This is a genomic window from Delftia sp. DLF01 (genome assembly GCF_014852125.1).
Taxonomy (GTDB): domain Bacteria; phylum Pseudomonadota; class Gammaproteobacteria; order Burkholderiales; family Burkholderiaceae_C; genus Comamonas; species Comamonas acidovorans.
On sequence record NZ_JACVAZ010000007.1, the window covers coordinates 174,895 to 192,736 of the forward strand.

At 66.4% G+C, this 17,842-nt stretch carries 18 protein-coding genes; 7 read left to right on the forward strand and 11 right to left on the reverse strand.

Annotated features, from left to right (window positions below; all coding sequences use genetic code 11):
* The first annotated feature begins 22 nt into the window (after positions 1-22).
* Positions 23-997: a Bug family tripartite tricarboxylate transporter substrate binding protein gene (locus IB269_RS28040; protein WP_013803447.1), complete on the forward strand. Its 975-nt coding sequence runs from the start codon at positions 23-25 to the stop codon at positions 995-997.
* A gap of 31 nt (positions 998-1,028) precedes the next feature.
* Here IB269_RS28040 and IB269_RS28045 read toward each other — a convergent pair whose 3' ends face one another.
* On the reverse strand, positions 1,029-1,880 hold the full coding sequence (locus IB269_RS28045) for a LysR substrate-binding domain-containing protein (protein WP_013803446.1): 852 nt from the start codon (positions 1,878-1,880) through the stop codon (positions 1,029-1,031).
* Between the two features lie 181 nt (positions 1,881-2,061).
* Here IB269_RS28045 and phnD point away from each other — a divergent pair, with 181 nt between their 5' ends.
* Genes phnD through phnX form a run of 5 tightly spaced genes read left to right on the forward strand, consistent with a single transcriptional unit; the run spans position 2,062 to position 6,717 of the window.
* A complete protein-coding gene (gene phnD, locus IB269_RS28050; RefSeq protein WP_192368864.1) occupies positions 2,062-2,949 on the forward strand; it encodes a phosphonate ABC transporter substrate-binding protein in 888 nt (295 codons plus the stop codon).
* Positions 2,946-3,836, forward strand: coding sequence for a phosphonate ABC transporter ATP-binding protein (phnC, locus tag IB269_RS28055; protein WP_192368865.1), 891 nt, complete (start codon positions 2,946-2,948; stop codon positions 3,834-3,836). Before phnD ends, phnC begins: the two co-directional genes overlap by 4 nt.
* Entirely contained in the window at positions 3,836-4,681 is an 846-nt protein-coding gene (gene phnE, locus IB269_RS28060) for a phosphonate ABC transporter, permease protein PhnE (protein ID WP_192368866.1), read from the forward strand. Before phnC ends, phnE begins: the two co-directional genes overlap by 1 nt.
* Before the next feature lie 47 nt (positions 4,682-4,728).
* Positions 4,729-5,817 carry an iron-containing alcohol dehydrogenase PsrA gene (psrA, locus tag IB269_RS28065; protein WP_192368867.1) on the forward strand — a complete coding sequence of 363 codons (1,089 nt, stop codon included), beginning with the start codon at positions 4,729-4,731 and terminating at the stop codon, positions 5,815-5,817.
* Positions 5,818-5,871: 54 nt separating this feature from the next.
* On the forward strand, positions 5,872-6,717 hold the full coding sequence (phnX, locus tag IB269_RS28070) for a phosphonoacetaldehyde hydrolase (RefSeq protein WP_192368868.1): 846 nt from the start codon (positions 5,872-5,874) through the stop codon (positions 6,715-6,717).
* A 144-nt stretch (positions 6,718-6,861) separates the two neighbouring features.
* Here the strand turns inward: phnX and fghA are convergent, their stop codons facing one another.
* On the reverse strand, positions 6,862-7,734 hold the full coding sequence (gene fghA, locus IB269_RS28075; RefSeq protein WP_063326762.1) for an S-formylglutathione hydrolase: 873 nt from the start codon (positions 7,732-7,734) through the stop codon (positions 6,862-6,864).
* Between the two features lie 142 nt (positions 7,735-7,876).
* Positions 7,877-8,986, reverse strand: a complete 1,110-nt coding sequence (locus tag IB269_RS28080; protein WP_012204334.1) for an S-(hydroxymethyl)glutathione dehydrogenase/class III alcohol dehydrogenase — start codon at positions 8,984-8,986, stop codon at positions 7,877-7,879.
* 238 nt (positions 8,987-9,224) lie between these two features.
* Here IB269_RS28080 and IB269_RS28085 point away from each other — a divergent pair, with 238 nt between their 5' ends.
* Positions 9,225-10,262 (forward strand): GlxA family transcriptional regulator, encoded by a 1,038-nt coding sequence (locus tag IB269_RS28085; RefSeq protein WP_012204335.1) that lies wholly within the window; start codon positions 9,225-9,227, stop codon positions 10,260-10,262.
* Between the two features lie 11 nt (positions 10,263-10,273).
* Here the strand turns inward: IB269_RS28085 and IB269_RS28090 are convergent, their stop codons facing one another.
* From IB269_RS28090 to sdhD, 8 genes are all read right to left on the reverse strand, one after another.
* On the reverse strand, positions 10,274-11,590 hold the full coding sequence (locus IB269_RS28090; protein ID WP_192368869.1) for a DEAD/DEAH box helicase: 1,317 nt from the start codon (positions 11,588-11,590) through the stop codon (positions 10,274-10,276).
* A gap of 255 nt (positions 11,591-11,845) precedes the next feature.
* Positions 11,846-12,355: a hypothetical protein gene (locus tag IB269_RS28095; RefSeq protein ID WP_192368870.1), complete on the reverse strand. Its 510-nt coding sequence runs from the start codon at positions 12,353-12,355 to the stop codon at positions 11,846-11,848.
* Positions 12,352-13,041 (reverse strand): N-acetylmuramoyl-L-alanine amidase, encoded by a 690-nt coding sequence (locus tag IB269_RS28100; RefSeq protein ID WP_192368871.1) that lies wholly within the window; start codon positions 13,039-13,041, stop codon positions 12,352-12,354. Before IB269_RS28100 ends, IB269_RS28095 begins: the two co-directional genes overlap by 4 nt.
* A gap of 204 nt (positions 13,042-13,245) precedes the next feature.
* Entirely contained in the window at positions 13,246-14,556 is a 1,311-nt protein-coding gene (locus IB269_RS28105; protein WP_012204342.1) for a citrate synthase, read from the reverse strand.
* 25 nt (positions 14,557-14,581) lie between these two features.
* A complete protein-coding gene (locus tag IB269_RS28110) occupies positions 14,582-14,881 on the reverse strand; it encodes a succinate dehydrogenase assembly factor 2 (RefSeq protein ID WP_012204343.1) in 300 nt (99 codons plus the stop codon).
* Entirely contained in the window at positions 14,881-15,585 is a 705-nt protein-coding gene (locus IB269_RS28115; RefSeq protein ID WP_012204344.1) for a succinate dehydrogenase iron-sulfur subunit, read from the reverse strand. Before IB269_RS28115 ends, IB269_RS28110 begins: the two co-directional genes overlap by 1 nt.
* Positions 15,586-15,612: 27 nt before the next feature.
* Positions 15,613-17,418 carry a succinate dehydrogenase flavoprotein subunit gene (gene sdhA / locus IB269_RS28120; protein WP_012204345.1) on the reverse strand — a complete coding sequence of 602 codons (1,806 nt, stop codon included), beginning with the start codon at positions 17,416-17,418 and terminating at the stop codon, positions 15,613-15,615.
* A 33-nt stretch (positions 17,419-17,451) separates the two neighbouring features.
* Entirely contained in the window at positions 17,452-17,817 is a 366-nt protein-coding gene (gene sdhD / locus IB269_RS28125; protein ID WP_012204346.1) for a succinate dehydrogenase, hydrophobic membrane anchor protein, read from the reverse strand.
* Positions 17,818-17,842 lie beyond the last annotated feature (25 nt).

Here is a 17,842-nt window from a genome sequence, read left to right on the forward strand (position 1 = left end):
CCATCATCCAAGGAGACAAGCCATGCAACGCAGACAGTTCCTGACCTCGGCCGCCGCAGCCGCCGCCCTGCATGCCCATCCGGGCTTTGCACAGGCCAGGCCGCCGGCGGGCCCGGTCAAAATCCTCGTCGGCTTCTCGGCAGGCGGCGGCACGGACATCCTGGCGCGGATCATCGCCAACCGGCTCAACCAGCTGTGGGCCATTCCCGTCATCGTCGAGAACCGGCCAGGCGCGGCGGGGCTGATTGCCGCTGCCGAGGCCGCCAGGGCCGCGCCCGATGGGCAGACGCTCATGATGGGCCACATCAATGCCCTGGGCATTGCCCCTGCGCTCAACCCCAGGCTCGGTTTCTCGCCGGAGCGGGACTTCTCCGCCATCGCCCTGGTGGGCCAGACCCCGCAGGTCCTGGTTGCCAGCCCCAAGGCTTCCGCCACCATGCAGGGCCTGCTGGCCGCGTTGAAGCAAAAGCCGGGGGAGGTCAGCTTCGGCTCCTCGGGCACGGGGTCGGCCCAGCACCTCGCGCTGGCGCTGTTCGAGCAGACTGCGGCGGTGTCCGCGCTCCATATCCCGTACAAGGGCGCGTCGAACGTGATGACGGATCTGCTGGGCGGCCAGATCGACTACGCGTTCGAGGGGATGACCACGGCGGCACCCTTCATCAAGGGCGGAAAAGTCCATGCCGTGGCTCAGACGGGTGTGAAGCGCGCCAAGGCCTTCGCGGAGATTCCCACCGTGGCGGAGCAGGGCTATTCCGGGTTCAACGCGAGCATCTGGTTCGGCCTGGTGGGCCCCGCAAGAATGCCCGCCGATCTGGTGGCCCGCATCAATGCGGACGTCAACCGCATCCTGGCCATGCCCGATGTGGTGGCCAAGCTCGAAGAGTTCGGCGCAGAGGATGGAGGGGGGACGCCGCAGCGCTTTGACGCCTTCATGCGCGATGAACGGGCGAAGTGGGCCCGGCTGATCCAGGCGCGCGGAATCAGGGTGGAGGGCTGAGGCGGGGTGCCGAGGGGGCCCGGCGCGGCCCTCAAACCGCCTCCAGAAAAGACCTCACCAGCAGGCTGTCGCTGCGCTCGCGCATGCAATAGACATAGGTGGTGGTGCTGGCCGGGTCGCCCGCGATGCGCAGCGGGCGAAAGCGCGGGTCGGGGATGAATTCGGCTTCGGACACGGCGCCCAGTCCCAGGCCGCGCGCCACGGCTTCGCGTATGGCTTCGCGGCTGCCGATCTCCAGCTCGGTGCGCGGCTGCACCCCGGCGGCCTGCAGCACCGATTCCAGCGCGGTGCGCGTGGTCGAGCCGTGCTCGCGCAGCAGCAAAGGCTGGCCCTGCAGTTCGGACAGCGCGATTTCGCTGCGCCGCGCGAAGGGATGGGCGACATGGGCGAACAGCACGATGGCGTGGCGCGCGTACTCGCGTGCCAGCAGCTCCGGGCGGTCGTAGAGGCCGGCGAGCACGGCAACGTCGGTGTCGTAGCGTTCCAGGTCGGCCAGCACCTGCTGCGAGTTGCCCATGCGGATGGACAGCTGCATGCCCGGGTGCCGTGCGCGGTAGGCGGCCACCATTTCAATCACATGGAAGGGCCCCACGGCGCCGATCTTGAGCTCGCCCTGGTGCAACTGCCCCGAGTCGCGCAGGAAGAACTCGGCCTCGGCCTCCAGCGCCATGATTTTCTGCGCCATGGGCAGCAGCCTGGCGCCTGCGCCCGTGAGCGTCATGCGGTAGCCGCGGCGGTGGAACAGCTCGATCTGGCTTTGGCGCTCCAGCGTGGCGATCTGGGTGGAGATGGTGGGCTGGCTCACGCCCAGTGCGCGGGCGGCGGCGCTGAGGCTGCCGTGGTGGGCGACGGCGATGAAGGCGCGGTAGCGGGCGTTGCTCACGAAAGTCGGTATCTCAAGGTTTTGTCTATGGATGCTGTCAAAACCGATTCTGAAACTTTCACATGGCAGAAATATGTCGCTCCTAGCATTCAGCCATCCCCACCCGCCTGGCGATTTGGCCGGCGATTCACGGATCCACCGATCTGCCGATGTGCCTGACCTGATGCAAAGGAACACTCCCATGAAGATGAACCGCAAGACCTGGCTGCGCCATGCCGCAGCCGTGCTGGCCCTGGCCGCCATCGCCGCCACCGCTACCACTGCCGCCTTTGCCCAGAGCGCCGAGCTGCGCGTGGGCCTGATCCCCTCGGAGGACGCGCAGGCCATGATCCGCGCCAGCCAGCAGGTCATGGACCAGCTGGCCACCCGCACCGGCATGAAGGTGCGGCCCTTCGTGGCCAATGACTACAACGGCGTGATCGAGGCGCTGCGCTCCAACAAGATCGACATCGCCTTCCTCGGCCCGTTCTCGTACGTGCTGGCCAGCCAGGTGGCAGGCGCCGAGGCCTTTGCCGTGGCCGTGACCAAGAAGACGGGCAAGAGCGCGTACCACAGCATGGTGATCTCCCGTAAGGACAAGGGCCCGGCCAGCGTGGCCGATCTCAAGGGCCGCAGCTTTGCCTTTGTGGACCCGACCTCGGCGTCGGGCCACCTGTTTCCCAAGGCCGGGTTGATGGCCGAGGGCTTCGATGCGGACAAGGGCTTTTCGCGCGTGATCTTCTCGGGCTCGCACGACGCCAGCATCATGGCCGTGGCCAACGGCAAGGTGGATGCGGCAGCCGTGGCCGACCGCATCTTCGACTCGGCCGTGAGCAAGGGCCTGGTCAAGCGCGAGGAATTCCAGATCGTCTGGCGCTCCCAGCCCATCCCCGAGTCGCCTATGACCTGGCGCAAGAACCTGGACGCCGGCACCAAGCAGAAGGTGGCTGCGGCCCTGGCCGAGGTCAAGGACCTGCCCTGGGGTGACCAGGGCGTGCTCGACGGCTTCGCGGCCACGGATGACAAGGCCTACGACGTGGTGCGCCAGACGGCCAAGGCCCTGAAGCTCGACCTGGGGAGCATGAAATGATCCGCATCCGCCAATTGCGCAAGAGCTATGGCAGCAACCATGTGCTGCATGGCATCGACCTGGATGTGCAGCCCGGCGAGTTCGTCGTCATGCTGGGCCTGTCGGGGGCCGGCAAGTCCACGCTGCTGCGCTGCATGAACGGCCTGGCCCGCGCCGACAGCGGCACGCTGGAGGTGGGCGGCATGGACCTGATGCTGGGCGGCGGCAGGCACAGCCGGCGCGAGCTGGCTCGCCACGTGGCCATGGTCTTCCAGCACCACAACCTGGTGCCGCGCCTGTCGGTGCGCAAGAACGTGCTGACCGGGCGCCTGGGCCAGACCGGCACCCTGGCCTCGGTGCTGCAGCTGTTCCGCGAAAGCGATATCCGCCTGGCCGACCAGTGCCTGGAGCGCGTGGGCCTGGCCCACAAGGCGCTGGAGCGCACCGAGGCGCTGTCGGGCGGGCAGATGCAGCGCGTGGGCATTGCCCGCGCGCTGGCCCAGCAGCCCCAGGTCATCCTGGCCGACGAGCCCGTGGCCAGCCTGGACCCCAAGACCGCGCGCAGCGTGCTGCAGTACCTGCGCGATGCCACGCGCGAGCTGGGCATTGCCGTGGTCTGCAACCTGCACCAGGTGGACTACGCGCGGGAGTTCGGCGACCGCGTGCTGGGCCTGGCCCAGGGCCGCATGGTCTATGACGGATCGCCGCAGGCGCTGGACGAGGCCGCGCTGCAGGCCATCTACCATGCGCAGCCCACTGCAGGTCAAGGCGCAGGGCAGGGCGCAGGGCAGGGCGCAGAACCGGACACACCACCGGGCGCGCAGGCCATAGGGCCTGCCGGCCTGCATGCGCAGGCGCCGGTGCCTGCCTCGTGGATGCGGGCCAGCGCGCCCGCAGGAGGACTGTGATGACCAGCGCCAATTCCTGGAGCCCCGAGCCGCGCGACCGCTGGCAATGGACCGCGCCGCGCCCCCACGGCACCCTGGGCTGGACCGGCTATGCGGCTGCGGCCCTGGCCATCGCCTGGGTGCTGCACTGGAGCGCGGGCGGCGCGCAGATGAGCTGGGGCGAACTGGCGGCAGGCATGCCCCAGATCGCGGATTTCGTGGCGCGCTCCGTGCCGCCGGACTGGAGCATGCTGCCGCGCCTGATGGCGCCCGCGCTGGAGACGGTGCAGATCGCCATCTGGGGCACGCTGCTGTCCGTGGTGCTTGCGCTGCCGCTGTCCTTCATCGCGGCCGGCAACCTGCATGGCTGGCACTGGCTGCGGCGCATCACGCGGCAGTTCCTGAACGTGGTGCGCAGCATCAACGAGCTGATCCTGGCGCTGGTCTTTGTCTCGGCCGTGGGCCTGGGGCCGTTTCCCGGCGTGCTGGCCCTGGCCCTGCATGGCATGGGCATGCTGGGCAAGTTCTTCGCCGAGAGCATCGAAGAGATCGACGACGGCCCGCTGCAGGCCCTGCGCAGCGCAGGCGCCACGCAATTGCAGCTCATCGTCTTCGGCGTGATACCGCAGGCCATCACGGCCTGGATCGCGGTCGTGCTCTACCGCTTCGAGGTCAACCTGCGCTCGGCCACGGTGCTGGGCATGGTGGGCGCGGGCGGGCTGGGGTTCGAGCTGGTCGGCAGCCTCAAGCTGTTCCGCTACCAGGAGACGGCCACCTGCATCGTGGTCATCACCGTGATGGTGATCGCCGCCGATCTCGTCTCCCACTGGCTGCGCCGCCGCATCCAGCAGGGCACCCGCCATTGAGGGCTGTGCTTTTCCCGGCGCCCCCGTTTCATTCAAAGGACCGATTTGTGTGGACCTATCACAACCCCGTTTCCATCCATGCCGGCCCCGGCCGCCTGGACCGCCTGCCCGAGCTGCTGGCCGGGCGCGACTGCCTGCTGGTGACGTTTCCCGAGGCCGAATCCCTGGGCCTGGTGCAGCAGCTGCGCCAACGGCTGGGCAGCCAGCTGCGCGGCGTGGTGGACGGCATTGCGCCCAACCCCGATGTGCAGTGGCTGGCCCCGCTGTATGACCGCGTGCACCGCGAATACGCCGAGGTCCCGTGCATCGTGGCCCTGGGCGGCGGCAGCGCCATCGACTCGGCCAAGGCGCTGATGTGCGCCACGCCCACGCGGCGTTTCGGCGAACTGCTGCAGGCCTTGGAGCAGGGGCTGGCCCTGCCGGCCGCAGGCCACAAGGCGCTGATCGCCATTCCCACCACGGCCGGCACGGGCAGCGAGGTCACGCCCTGGGCCACGATCTGGGACCAGGCCGCTGGCCGCAAGCACTCGCTGCACCAGCACTGGACCTGGCCCGAGGCCGCCATCATCGACGCGCAGCTCATGCAAAGCCTGCCGGCCGGCGCCACGCTGGCCTCGGGGCTGGATGCGCTGTCGCATGCGCTGGAGTCCATCTGGAACCGGCACCGCAATCCCGTCTCCACCACCTTGGCCGTGGGCGCCGCGCGCCGCACCCTGGCCACGCTGCCCGCGCTGATGCAGGACCTGGGCAGCCTGCCGCTGCGAAGCCGCATGGCCGAGGCCGCCCTGATGGCCGGCCTGGCCTTCTCCAACACCCGCACGGCGCTGGCGCATTCGCTGTCCTACGACATCACGCTGCGCCATGGCGTGGCCCACGGCATTGCCTGCTCGTTCAGCCTGCCGCTGGTGCTGGAGATGGCCCTGGGCGCCGACGACGAGGCCGACGCGGCCCTGCTGTCCATCTTCGATGCGTCCACGGGCGAGCTGGCCGTGCAGCGCCTGCGCAACTTCCTCGAAGGCCTGGGCGTGGCCACCGATCCCGCCCATTACGGCCTGCCTGGGGATGAGTGGCAGCAACTGCTGCAGTCGGCCGCATCCGGCCCGCGCGGGCGCAATTTCATCCGCACGCTGGAATGAACAGGCGCGCGCGGCCCTCTTCTGTTTGAACCTCTTTCCTAGTCAAAAAGCACCATGAACCACACCACCGTCTCCGCCGCCGCCGCCGATCTGTCGCCGCTGCAGGCCGTCATCTTCGACTGGGCCGGCACCCTGGTCGATTTCGGCTCGCTGGCGCCCACGCAGATCTTTGTCGAGGCCTTTGCCAGCTTCGGCATCACCATCACCCTGGCCCAGGCACGCGGCCCCATGGGCCTGTCCAAGTGGCAGCACATCCACGAGCTGCTGCAGGACGAAGGCATCCGCGCGCAATGGCACAAGGCCTTCGGCCAGCAGCCTGGCGACGCCGACGTGGATGCCATCTACGCCCGCTTCATGCCCATGCAGATCGCCAAGGTCGGTGAGTTCTCGGCGCCGATCGAAGGCGCCCCCGAGCTGCTGGGCTGGCTGCGCGCGCAGGGCCTGAAGGTGGGCTCGTGCTCGGGCTATCCGCGTGAAGTCCTGAACCAGCTGCTGCCCCAGGCAGCGGCCAACGGCCTGGCTCCCGACCATGTGGTGGCCGGCGATGAAATGGCCGCAGGCGGCCGCCCCGGCCCCTTCATGGCGCTGGCCAATGTGCTGGCGCTGGGCATCGGCGATGTGCGTGCCTGCGTGAAGGTGGACGACACCGTGCCCGGCATCGAGGAAGGCCGCAACGCCGGCATGTGGACCGTGGGCCTGACCCTGTCCGGCAACGAAGTCGGCTACTCCCCCGCCGAACTGGCCACCGCCCCCGCCGAAGAAGTGCGCGAACGCATGGCCCGCGCCGAAGCCAAGCTGCGCGCAGCCGGCGCCCACCACGTGATCGCCAGCGTGAAGGACCTGCCGCAGGTACTGGAGCGTATTGCGCAGGACATGCGCGCTGGCCATAGGCCAGGTTGAGGCAATCTGCCCTGCACCTGTTGGGCTCATCACCCTTTGAAACTGGCGCGGCCAAAAAAACGGGGACGCCGAGCAAGAGCCGCCTCGCGGCGATGGCGTCGTCCCCCTCCCGCGAAGCGAGAGAGGGGGAAGGCGCGAAGCGCCTCAGGGGGTGTTCAGTTGTTCTGCATGATGGCGCAGATGGTCATCAATGAAGCTCTGGATGAAGTAGTAGCCGTGGTCGTAGCCCCCGTGGCGGCGCAGCGTCAGCGGCTGGCCGGCCTGGGCGCAGGCGGCCTCGAAGGCTTCGGGCAGCAGCTGCTTTTCGATCAGGAACTTGTCGGCCAGGCCCTGGTCCACGAGGATGCCGGCCGGGTAGGGCGCCTGGGTCTGCGCGGCCATCAGGCAGCTTGCGTCATGCGCTTCCCAGGCCTTGCGGTCATCGCCCAGATAACCTGAGAAGGCTTTCTGGCCCCAGGGGCAGTTGACGGGGTTGGCGATGGGCGCGAACGCCGACAGGCTCTTGAAGCGGCCCGGATGGCGCAGCGCCAGCGTGAGCGCGCCGTGGCCGCCCATGGAGTGGCCGAAGATGCCCAGCCGCTGCGCGTCAATGGGCAGGCGTGCGGCGATCAGCGGCAGCAGCTCGCCCAGCAGATAGCTTTCCATGCGCCAGTGCAGTGCCCAGGGCTTGGTGGTGGCGTCCAGGTAGAAGCCCGCGCCCACGCCGAAGTCCCAGGCATCGGCCTCGCCGGGCAGGCCTGCGCCGCGCGGGCTGGTGTCGGGCGCGATCAGCGCAATGCCCAGCTCGGCGGCCAGGCGCTGGGCGCCGGCCTTGGTCATGAAGGTCTCTTCGGTGCAGGTCAGCCCGGCCAGGTAGAGCACGGCGGGCACCTTCTCGCCGGCCACGGCCTTGGGCGGCAGGAAGACCGAGAACTTCATGTTCAGGCCGATCTCGGCGGAGAAATGCTCGTAGAAACGCTGTGCGCCGCCGAAGCAGGCATGGGCGTTCTTGAGTTCCAGGGGCGGCAGTGCGGACATGGTGTTCCTCAAAAAGAAAAATGCTACGGGCACCTTGGCAAACGGTGCGTGCAGCATTCAAAGATGGGAGTTGATACGCTATACACGGTCAACGGCCCATGAAACTGGCGCTGCCCAGGCGCGCAGCGCCTCAGGGGGAGCTTCAGTACACGACGACGGAGCGGATGGACTTGCCTTCGTGCATCAGGTCAAAAGCCTCGTTGATCTCCGGCAGGCCCATGGTGTGCGTGACGAAGGGGGCCAGCTGGATCTCGCCGCTCATGGCCTGCTCGACCATGCCGGGCAGCTCGCTGCGGCCCTTGACGCCGCCGAAGGCCGTGCCCAGCCACTTGCGGCCCGTCACCAGCTGGAAGGGGCGTGTGGAGATTTCCTGGCCCGCGCCGGCCACGCCGATGATGACCGACTGGCCCCAGCCGCGGTGCGCGCATTCCAGGGCGGCACGCATCACGTTGACGTTGCCGATGCACTCGAAGCTATGGTCCACGCCCCAGCCCGTCATCTCGACGATGACCTGTTGGATGGGCTTGTCGAAATCCTTGGGATTCACGCAATCGGTGGCGCCGAAGGTGCGGGCCAGGTCGAACTTGGAGGGGTTGGTGTCCACGGCGATGATGCGGCCGGCCTTGGCCAGCTTGGCGCCCTGGATCACGGCCAGGCCGATGCCGCCCAGGCCGAACACGGCCACGGTGTCGCCTTCCTGGACCTTGGCGGTGTTCTTGACGGCACCCAGGCCCGTGGTCACGCCGCAGCCCAGCAGGCAGACCTGCTCGGGGTTGGCATCGGGGTGGATCTTGGCCAGCGAGACTTCGGCGACCACGGTGTACTCGCTGAAGGTGGAGCAGCCCATGTAGTGGTAGATGGGCTCGCCGTTGTACGAAAAGCGCGTGGTGCCGTCGGGCATCACGCCCTTGCCCTGGGTGGCGCGCACGGAAACGCACAGGTTGGTCTTGCCGCTCTTGCAGAACAGGCATTCGCCGCATTCGGCGGTGTACAGCGGGATGACGTGGTCGCCGGGCTTGACGCTGGTCACGCCTTCGCCGACCTCGACGACGATGCCCGCGCCTTCATGGCCGAGCACGGCGGGGAAGATGCCTTCCGGGTCGTCGCCCGACAGCGTGAACGCGTCGGTGTGGCAGACGCCGGTGTGGGTGATCTTGATCAGGACCTCGCCCTTCTTCGGGGGGGCCACGTCGATCTCGACGATCTGCAGGGGTTCTCCAGCCTTGAAGGCGACGGCGGCTTTGGATTTCATGGGCGTGTCTTTCTGTCGGGGTGGCTCAGGAACGGCAGTGCGCGCGCTCCGCGAAGCCTTGAATGTAGGCCATGGCCGGGCGGCCCGGCCGCATCATGGCCGCAGCCCCAGGTGATATGTCCGAATCTGAGGGGTGTGGCCGGCTTCGGCCGGGCCTGCTGGCCGTGGGTGCTTGCGTCTTTTCGTATAGTCCGCCCCATTCTTTCCACCCTGACCGCCTCCGAGCCCGCCGTTTCCCATGGACCACCGCCACGCCAGCGCCCACCGCATCGATCTTGTCGTCTACCCCGGCTTCAAGGCGCTGGAGGCCATAGGTCCCATGTCGGTGTTCGACTATGCCAACGTGCACCTGCGCGCGCGCGGCCAGAGCGACGGCTACGAGGTGCGCGTGGTCTCGCAGCGGCAAGGGCCCGTGCGCTCGGACACGCTGATGTCGCTGGAGGCCACGCATACGCTGGCCGGGCTGGAGGCTGCAGGCATGGGCTGCACCGTGGTCGTCGTGGGCTCGCGCCATATCGAGCAGGTGCTGGGCGGCTCGGCCGAGCTGGTCGCCTGGCTGGGCCGCGTGGCGCCGCGCGTGCAGCGGCTGATTGCGCTGTGCTCGGGCAGCTTCTTCCTTGCCGAGGCGGGCTTGCTGGACGGCCGGCGCGCGGCCACGCACTGGAGCGTGACGGCGCAACTGGCCCAGCGCCATCCGCGCGTGCAGGTCGATGCCGATGCCATCTACCTGCGCGAGGAGATCCGCGATGGCGCAGGCAGCCGCCAGCTGTGGACCTCGGCCGGCGTGACGGCCGGCATCGACCTGGCCCTGGCCGTGGTGGAAGAGGATTTCGGCCACGCGCTGGCGCTGGAGGTGGCGCGTGACCTGGTCATGTATCTCAAGCGCCCCGGCGGCCAGTCGCAGTTCAGCGTGCCGCTTGCGGCCCAGGCCGCGCAGCACGGCGGCGTGCAGGCCGTGCAGCAGTGGGTGATGGCCCATCTGGCCGAGCCCCTGACCCTTGCGCAGATGGCCGAGCAGGCGCACATGAGCGAGCGGCACCTGCGCCGCGTGTTCCAGCAGGAAACCGGGCAAAGCCCCACGGCCTTTGTGGAGAGCGCGCGGCTGGAGGCCGCCAAGCAACTGCTGGAAAGCCAGGCCCATCTGCCGCTCAAGACCGTGGCCGCGCGCGTGGGCCTGGGCTCGGAGCAGGCGCTGCGCCACCTGTTCGTGCGCCACCTGGGCATTACCCCGGTGGCGTACCGGGATCGCTTTGGCGGGCGAGGCGGCGCGGGCTGAACCGGAAACGCTCAGTTCTTTTTTGCGGTCTCGGCTGCTTCGGCGGCCGCGGCGCGCAGCTTGTCCTTCTTGCTGGGGCGGCGGCCCTTGATGCCGCCGTTGCCGTCCTGCGCCACCGGAGGCGGCGGCACGGGCTCGGTGGGCTCGAAGCCCGGCAGCTGCTCCAGTTCAAGGTCCAGCTGGTTGCGCTTGCAGATCAGCGCCCAGTGCGCCTGGTCGGCCGGCGTCACGAAGCTGATGGCCGTGCCGTCCTCGCCCGCGCGGCCCGTGCGGCCGATGCGGTGCACATAGTCGGTGGCCGAGCGCGGCAGGTCGTAGTTGACGACCAGGGGCAGCTGGGTGATGTCGATGCCGCGCGCCGCCAGATCGGTGGTGATCATCACCTGCCAGCGCTTGGCCTTGAAGTCGGCCAGCGCTTCCTTGCGTGCGCCCTGGCTCAGGTCGCCATGGAAGGCCGTGGCGAAGATGCCGGCCTTGTAGAGCTTTTCAGCCACCAGTTCGGCCGTGTGCCGCGTGGCCACGAAGACCAGGGCACGTTCGAGCGTGACAGGGTCGGTGCCCGCAGCGGTGTCGCCCTGCACCAGCTGGCGCAGCAATTGCGTGCGGCGCGCGCGGTCCACGGCAATGGCGCGCTGGGTGATGCTTTGCGGGCTGGCGGCATCCTGGCCTTCGGCGGCATCGACGCGTGCCTGAACGGGATCGTGCAGCAGGCCCGTGGCCAGCGATTGCACGGCCTCGGGGTAGGTGGCCGAGAACAGCAGGGTCTGGCGTTGCTTCGGCAGCAGGGCCAGCACGCGCTGCAGCTCTTCCTGAAAGCCCAGGTCCAGCAGGCGGTCGGCCTCATCCAGCACCAGGTGGCGCACGGCGGACAGGCGCACGGCGTTGTGCTCCACCAGGTCCAGCAGGCGGCCCGGCGTGGCCACCAGGAAGTCGGCACTGCCGCGCAGCATCATCATCTGCGGGTTGATGGACACGCCGCCATAGACCACGCCGATGCGCGGCGGCTGCTTGAGCGCTCGGCCCAGGTCGGACAGCGTCTCGCCCACCTGCTGGGCCAGCTCGCGCGTGGGCACCACGATCAGCGTGGTCAGGGTTCGCACAAAGCCGCCCTGGGCACCCTGGGCCTTGCCGCCATCCATCCAGCGCTGCAGCAGCGGCAGCAGGTAGGCGGCCGTCTTGCCCGAGCCCGTGGGCGCACAGGCCCAGAGGTCGCGGCCCGCAAGCACGGGGGCGATGGACTGGGTCTGTATGGGCGTGGGATCGACCAGGCCCAGGTCTTGGAGGCTGGAGACCAGCGCCGGGCTCAGGCCGAGGGAGGCAAAGTTCATGGTGTGCAGGGAGTGGCTGGGGCCGGAACCCCGGCGCAAGAAAGGGCCGGCCACGAGGGCCGGGGGGGCATTGTCGGCGAAACCGCGCCGCTGCGTGAAGCAGGGGGCTTGGCCCTTGCGCTCAGGCCAGGCGGCGCAGTCGGCCAGCGGGCCATTCACCAGGCCACCTGCCGTTGCAGCCGGTTCGGCTACACGTGCCTGTACAGGGATCGGGCACCGCCGAAATGAGTGCCCAGAAGATCGAATGGAGGCGGCTCATGGAGGAAGTCGTCCCTGCCTCTTCAGCTCCTTGAGCCGTCGTTCGGTTGCGCGGTCCAGGGCGTCCTGCAGCAGGTCCATCTTGCGTTTGTTGCAGGGTGGGCAGTCGTAGAAGCTTCCGGGTACTCCAATAGGGTCCAGCTTTTTGTTGGCCTCGAAAAGATTAATACGTCCTGTGGGTTCGATTCCCATGACGATGATTTTTCCGCTCTTGAACTTGACGGACGCCCCTCCTGAACACCCTGTTCTTTCCATATATTCACCGAAGTAGTGCTTCTCTGAAATTTTGCGCATGTGCTGCAGCGCATATCGCACATCCTCTTCGGTCAATATCACATCGTCGCAATCAAGCCAGTTTTTGTCTTCCCAAGAAGAGCCGCCTGAGGGCTCGAAGATTTCGATTTTCTGTACTTGCCTGACTGGGTATCTGGCATCGGCCGCATGGAGCATCGATGCCATGGCCATTGCCGAAAGCACAGTCACAATGCGAATGAAAATGAAGCTCATGGTGCCATTTCCCAGTTTGCGCCTTCTGCCTCAGACAGGTTCTTCCGGCTTACTTCAGGGTGCTTGAAGACTTCACTGGGCGATAGTTGTATGGAATCTTGCAGTGCTTCAACCAGCCATGTCAGAGCACGGTTTTGTGCCTCAGTCGGTGTGGGGTAGACGCCAAATTCTCCCCGAATCCCTTCCGGACTCAGTTCCTTTCGTCGTTGAGGGGGCTTGAACCCTTTCGGCAACACAGCCCTGCCAACCATCTCGATGCCTATGGCTTCCATGTTGCTCGGATAGCGATCGCCAGGAGCTTTCATCATCTCGATGCGGTGCATTCCCTTTACGCCTGCTCCTTCATAGTCCCTGGCCTTGCATTTCCCCACAAGCAGGCATCTCGCCTTCAGCGGGCCCACATGGTTGGCACGCTGATAGATGGCAGCAGTCTGGTAGATGGTGCCGTCCTTGTCGATCAGGAAGTGCGCCCCATTGGCCTTCGGGGTCCTGTAGCTGTTTAGCGAAGACTGGGCCGTGTTGGCATCGGTCTGGTGCACGACGATGCCGGTGATGGCGGCGGTCCGCTTTCCTCTCTCGATGGCGGGGCTGCGCGCATTCCTGACGCGCGCATGGATGAGCATTCCGTCCTTGTTGATTTCGACAAGCATGTGAGTCCCGGGGTTGCGTTGAATGGCAGCGGGCATTGCGCTGCGGCTCCATCCCGTTTGAGGGAGGGTCAACGGCCACCTTAAGGTGGGTAGGCTCAATCAATGGGCATGCCACGATAGGGAAAATGGTGTTCCTAGGACGGGTGCGGCCTTCTGGAGCGGTGGGCTCGCCAATGAAAAAAGCCCCATGCAAGGGCATGGGGCTTTTGGGTGCCGGGCCGCTGAGGCCCGGACCTGCGATCAGCGCTGGCCGATCGGCTTGACGTCGCGGGACACGGAGCCCGTGAACAGCTGGCGGGGACGGCCGATCTTGTACTCGGGGTCGGCCATCTGCTCGTTGAGCTGGGCGATCCAGCCCACGGTGCGGGCCAGGGCGAAGATGCCGGTGAACAGGTTCACGGGCACGCCGATGGCGCGCTGCACGATGCCGGAGTAGAAGTCCACGTTCGGGTAGAGCTTGCGCTGCACGAAGTAGTCGTCTTCCAGGGCGATCTTCTCGACTTCCTTGGCCAGGGCGAACAGGGGGTCCTTTTCCAGGCCCAGTTCGGCCAGCACTTCATTGCAGGTTTCCTGCATGAGCTTGGCGCGGGGGTCGTAGTTCTTGTAGACGCGGTGGCCGAAGCCCATCAGCTTGACGCCGCTGTTCTTGTCCTTGACCTGTTCCATGAACTCGCCGACCTTGGCAACGCCGCCGTTGGCCTGCAGGTATTCCAGCATGTTCAGGCAGGCTTCGTTGGCGCCGCCGTGGGCAGGGCCCCACAGGCAGGCCACGCCGGCCGAGATGGCGGCGAAGGGGTTGGTGCCCGACGAGCCGCACAGGCGCACGGTGGAGGTGGAGGCGTTTTGCTCGTGGTCTGCGTGCAGGATGAAGATGCGGTCCAGCGCGCGCTCGACCACGGGGTTCACCTTGAACTCCTCGCAGGGGTTGCCGAACATCATGCGCATGAAGTTGCCGGCGTAGCTCAGGTCGTTCTTGGGGTACATGTACGGCGCACCGATGCCGTACTTGTAGGCCATGGAGACCAGCGTGGGCATCTTGGCGATCAGGCGGATCGCGGCGATGTCGCGGTGCTCGGCGTTGTTGATGTCCATGTTGTCGTGGTAGAAGGCCGACATGCCGCCGACCAGACCCGTCAGGACGGCCATGGGGTGGGCGTCACGGCGGAAACCACGCAGGAAGAACTGCATCTGCTCGTTGACCATGGTGTGCTTGGTCACGCGCTCGACGAAGTCGGCCTTCTCGGACTCGTTGGGCAGCTCGCCGTACAGCAGCAGGTAACAGGTCTCGAGGTAGTCGCAGTTCTTGGCCAGCTGCTCGATGGGGTAGCCACGGTACAGCAACTCGCCCTTGTCGCCATCGATGTAGGTGATGGCGGACTGGCACGAGGCGGTAGAGAGGAAGCCCGGGTCATAGGTGAACATGCCGGTCTGCGCGTACAGCTTGCGGATGTCCACCACGTCGGGACCGACGTTGCCCTGGTAGACGGGCAGCTCGACGCTGGGAGCGCCGTTGCTGAATGACAGCGTTGCTTTGTTGTCTGCGAGTTTCATTTCCAAACTTCCTTCTCTAGATTGCCTAGCCTACTAGCGGGAGAGAACCGGGCTTGCGCTTGCGCACCAGTTCCAGAACTTCCCTGATTTCTTGGGTATCGAGTTCACCTTCAGGCTCCTTGCGGCGCAAGAAGAGGTCCATCAGGTCGTTGTCTGCCAGGTCCATCAAGGCAGACAGACCGCTCGCGTGTCTCCGCGTGAGCTGGTCTCCGTAGGTGGCGAAGAACTGCGCGATGAACAGGTCGTTCTCGACCAGGCCACGCCGGCAGCGCCAGCGCAGCAGGTCTCGCTCGCGTTCGTCGAGCAGAGTATTCGTCATGGTCATCAGATGGCCCGGCGGACCATCAGTTCCTTGATCTTGCCAATGGCCTGCGTGGGGTTGAGGTGCTTGGGGCACACGTCCACGCAGTTCATGATGGTGTGGCAACGGAAGAGGCGGTACGGATCTTCCAGGTTGTCAAGGCGGTCACCCGTGGCCTCGTCGCGGCTGTCCGCGATGAAGCGGTAGGCCTGCAGCAGGCCGGCCGGGCCCACGAACTTGTCGGGGTTCCACCAGAAGCTGGGGCAGCTGGTGGAGCAGCTGGCGCACAGAATGCACTCGTACAGGCCGTTGAGCTCTTCGCGCTCTTCAGGCGACTGCAGGCGTTCCTTGGTGGGAGACGCGAAGCTGTCGTTCTGCAGGTACGGCTTGATCGAGTGGTACTGCTTGAAGAACTGCGTCATGTCCACGATCAGGTCGCGGATCACGGGCAGGCCGGGCAGGGGCTTGAGAACGATGTCGCCCTGCAGGGTCTTCATGTTCGTCAGGCAGGCCAGGCCGTTCTTGCCATTGATGTTCATCGCGTCCGAGCCGCACACGCCTTCGCGGCAGGAGCGGCGGAACGAGATGGAGGGGTCCATCTCCTTGAGCTTGACCAGGGCGTCCAGCAGCATGCGCTCGTGGCCGTCCAGCTCGACCTCGACGGTCTGCATGTAGGGCTTGGCATCCTTGTCCGGGTCGTAGCGGTAGATCTTGAAAGTGCGCTTCATTTGTCTGTTCTCTCGTGGGCTGCTGGATTAGAACGTACGGACCTTGGGCGGCACGCTGTCCACCGTGAGGGGCTTCAGGTTCACGGGCTTGTAGTCCAGGCTGTTGGTGGCGCTGTACCACAGGGTGTGCTTGAGCCATTCCTTGTCATTGCGGCCCAGCGGGAACTCGGCGTGGTCGGCAGGATGCTCGTAGTCGTACACGGTGTGGGCGCCGCGGCATTCGTGGCGGGCAGCGGCCGAGATCATGGTGGCCTGGGCCACTTCGATCAGGTTGTCCACTTCCAGCGCTTCCATGCGGGCGGTGTTCCAGACCTTGGACTTGTCCTTGAGGGTCACGGAGCCCACGCGTTCGCGGATGGCGTTGATCTTGACTTCGCCTTCGTCCATGCTCTTTTGCGTGCGGAACACGCCGGCATGCTGCTGCATGGTGGCGCGGATGTCGCCAGCCAGGTCCTGGGCGTAGGTGCCTTCCTTGGAGTCGTCGAGCTGGTTCAGGCGCGTGAGCGTGCGCTCGGAGCCATCGGCCGGCACGGCCTTGTGGTCGCCGAAGCCGTTGACGAACTGCACGATGTGCTTGCCGGCCGACTTGCCGAAGACCAGCAGGTCCAGCAGCGAGTTCGTGCCCAGGCGGTTGGCGCCGTGCACCGACACGCACGAGCATTCGCCCACGGCATAGAGGCCATTGACCACGTTGTTCTGCTGGCCGTCCCACACCACGACCTGGCCGTTGATGTTGGTGGGAATGCCGCCCATCTGGTAGTGGATGGTGGGCACCACGGGAATCGGTTCCTTGGTGATGTCCACGTTGGCGAAGTTGTGGCCGATCTCTTCCACCGAAGGCAGGCGCTTGCGGATGGTGTCTGCGCCCAGGTGGTCCAGCTTCATCAGGATGTAGTCCTTGTTGGGACCACAGCCACGGCCTTCCTTGATTTCCTGGTCCATGGAGCGGGACACGAAGTCACGCGGTGCCAGATCCTTCAGCGTGGGAGCGTAGCGCTCCATGAAGCGTTCGCCTTCGCTGTTGAGCAGGATGGCGCCTTCGCCACGGCAGCCTTCGGTCAGCAGCACGCCCGCGCCGGCCACGCCGGTGGGGTGGAACTGCCAGAACTCCATGTCCTGCAGCGGGATGCCTGCGCGTGCAGCCATGCCCAGGCCGTCGCCGGTGTTGATGAAGGCATTGGTCGATGCCTGGAAGATGCGGCCAGCGCCACCCGTGGCCAGCAGCACGGCCTTGGCGTGCAGCTCGTACAGGTCGCCGGTTTCCAGTTCGATGGCGGTCACGCCGACCACGTCGCCCTGGGTGTTGCGGATCAGGTCCAGCGCCATCCACTCCACGAAGAAGTTGGTCTTGGACTTGACGTTCTGCTGGTACAGCGTGTGCAGCATGGCGTGGCCGGTACGGTCGGCCGCGGCGCAGGCGCGCTGCACGGGCTTTTCACCGTAGTTGGCCGTGTGGCCGCCGAAGGGGCGCTGGTAGATGGTGCCGTCGGGGTTGCGGTCGAACGGCATGCCGAAGTGTTCCAGCTCGATCACGACGTTGGGCGCTTCGCGGCACATGAACTCGATCGCATCCTGGTCGCCGAGCCAGTCGGAGCCCTTGATGGTGTCGTAAAAGTGGTAGTGCCAGTTGTCCTCGCTCATGTTGCCCAGCGAAGCGGACACGCCGCCTTGCGCAGCCACGGTGTGCGAGCGCGTGGGGAAGACCTTGGACAGCGAGGCCACGGACAGGCCGGCGCGCGACAGTTCCAGCGCGGCACGCAGGCCGGAGCCGCCAGCGCCGACGATGACGACGTCAAACTTGCGCTTGGTGATGTTTGCTTTGGAGTAGCTCATTCTTAACCTTCAATCGTGGAGACCGCGTCTCTATCAGATACGCCACAGGATCTGGATGCCCCAGCCGGCGCAGCCGACGAGCCAGACCAGGGTGAAAACGTTCAGCACCAGGCGCAGGCCCACGGGCTTGACGTAGTCCATCCAGATGTCGCGCACGCCGACCCAGACGTGCCAGGCCAGCGAGACGATCACGGCGAAGGTCAGGAACTTCATCCACTGCGGGGCAAAGATGCCGGCCCACAGGTCATAGCCGACGGAGCCGGTGCTGAAGATCAGCTTGGCCAGCAGCACGATGGTGAACAGTGCCATCAGCACGCCGGTGACGCGCTGCACCATCCAGTCGCGGATGCCGTAGTGCGCACCGACCACGGTGCGCTTGGAGCCGTAATTCACGGACATGGTTCTTTTTCCTTATCGTGAGGGA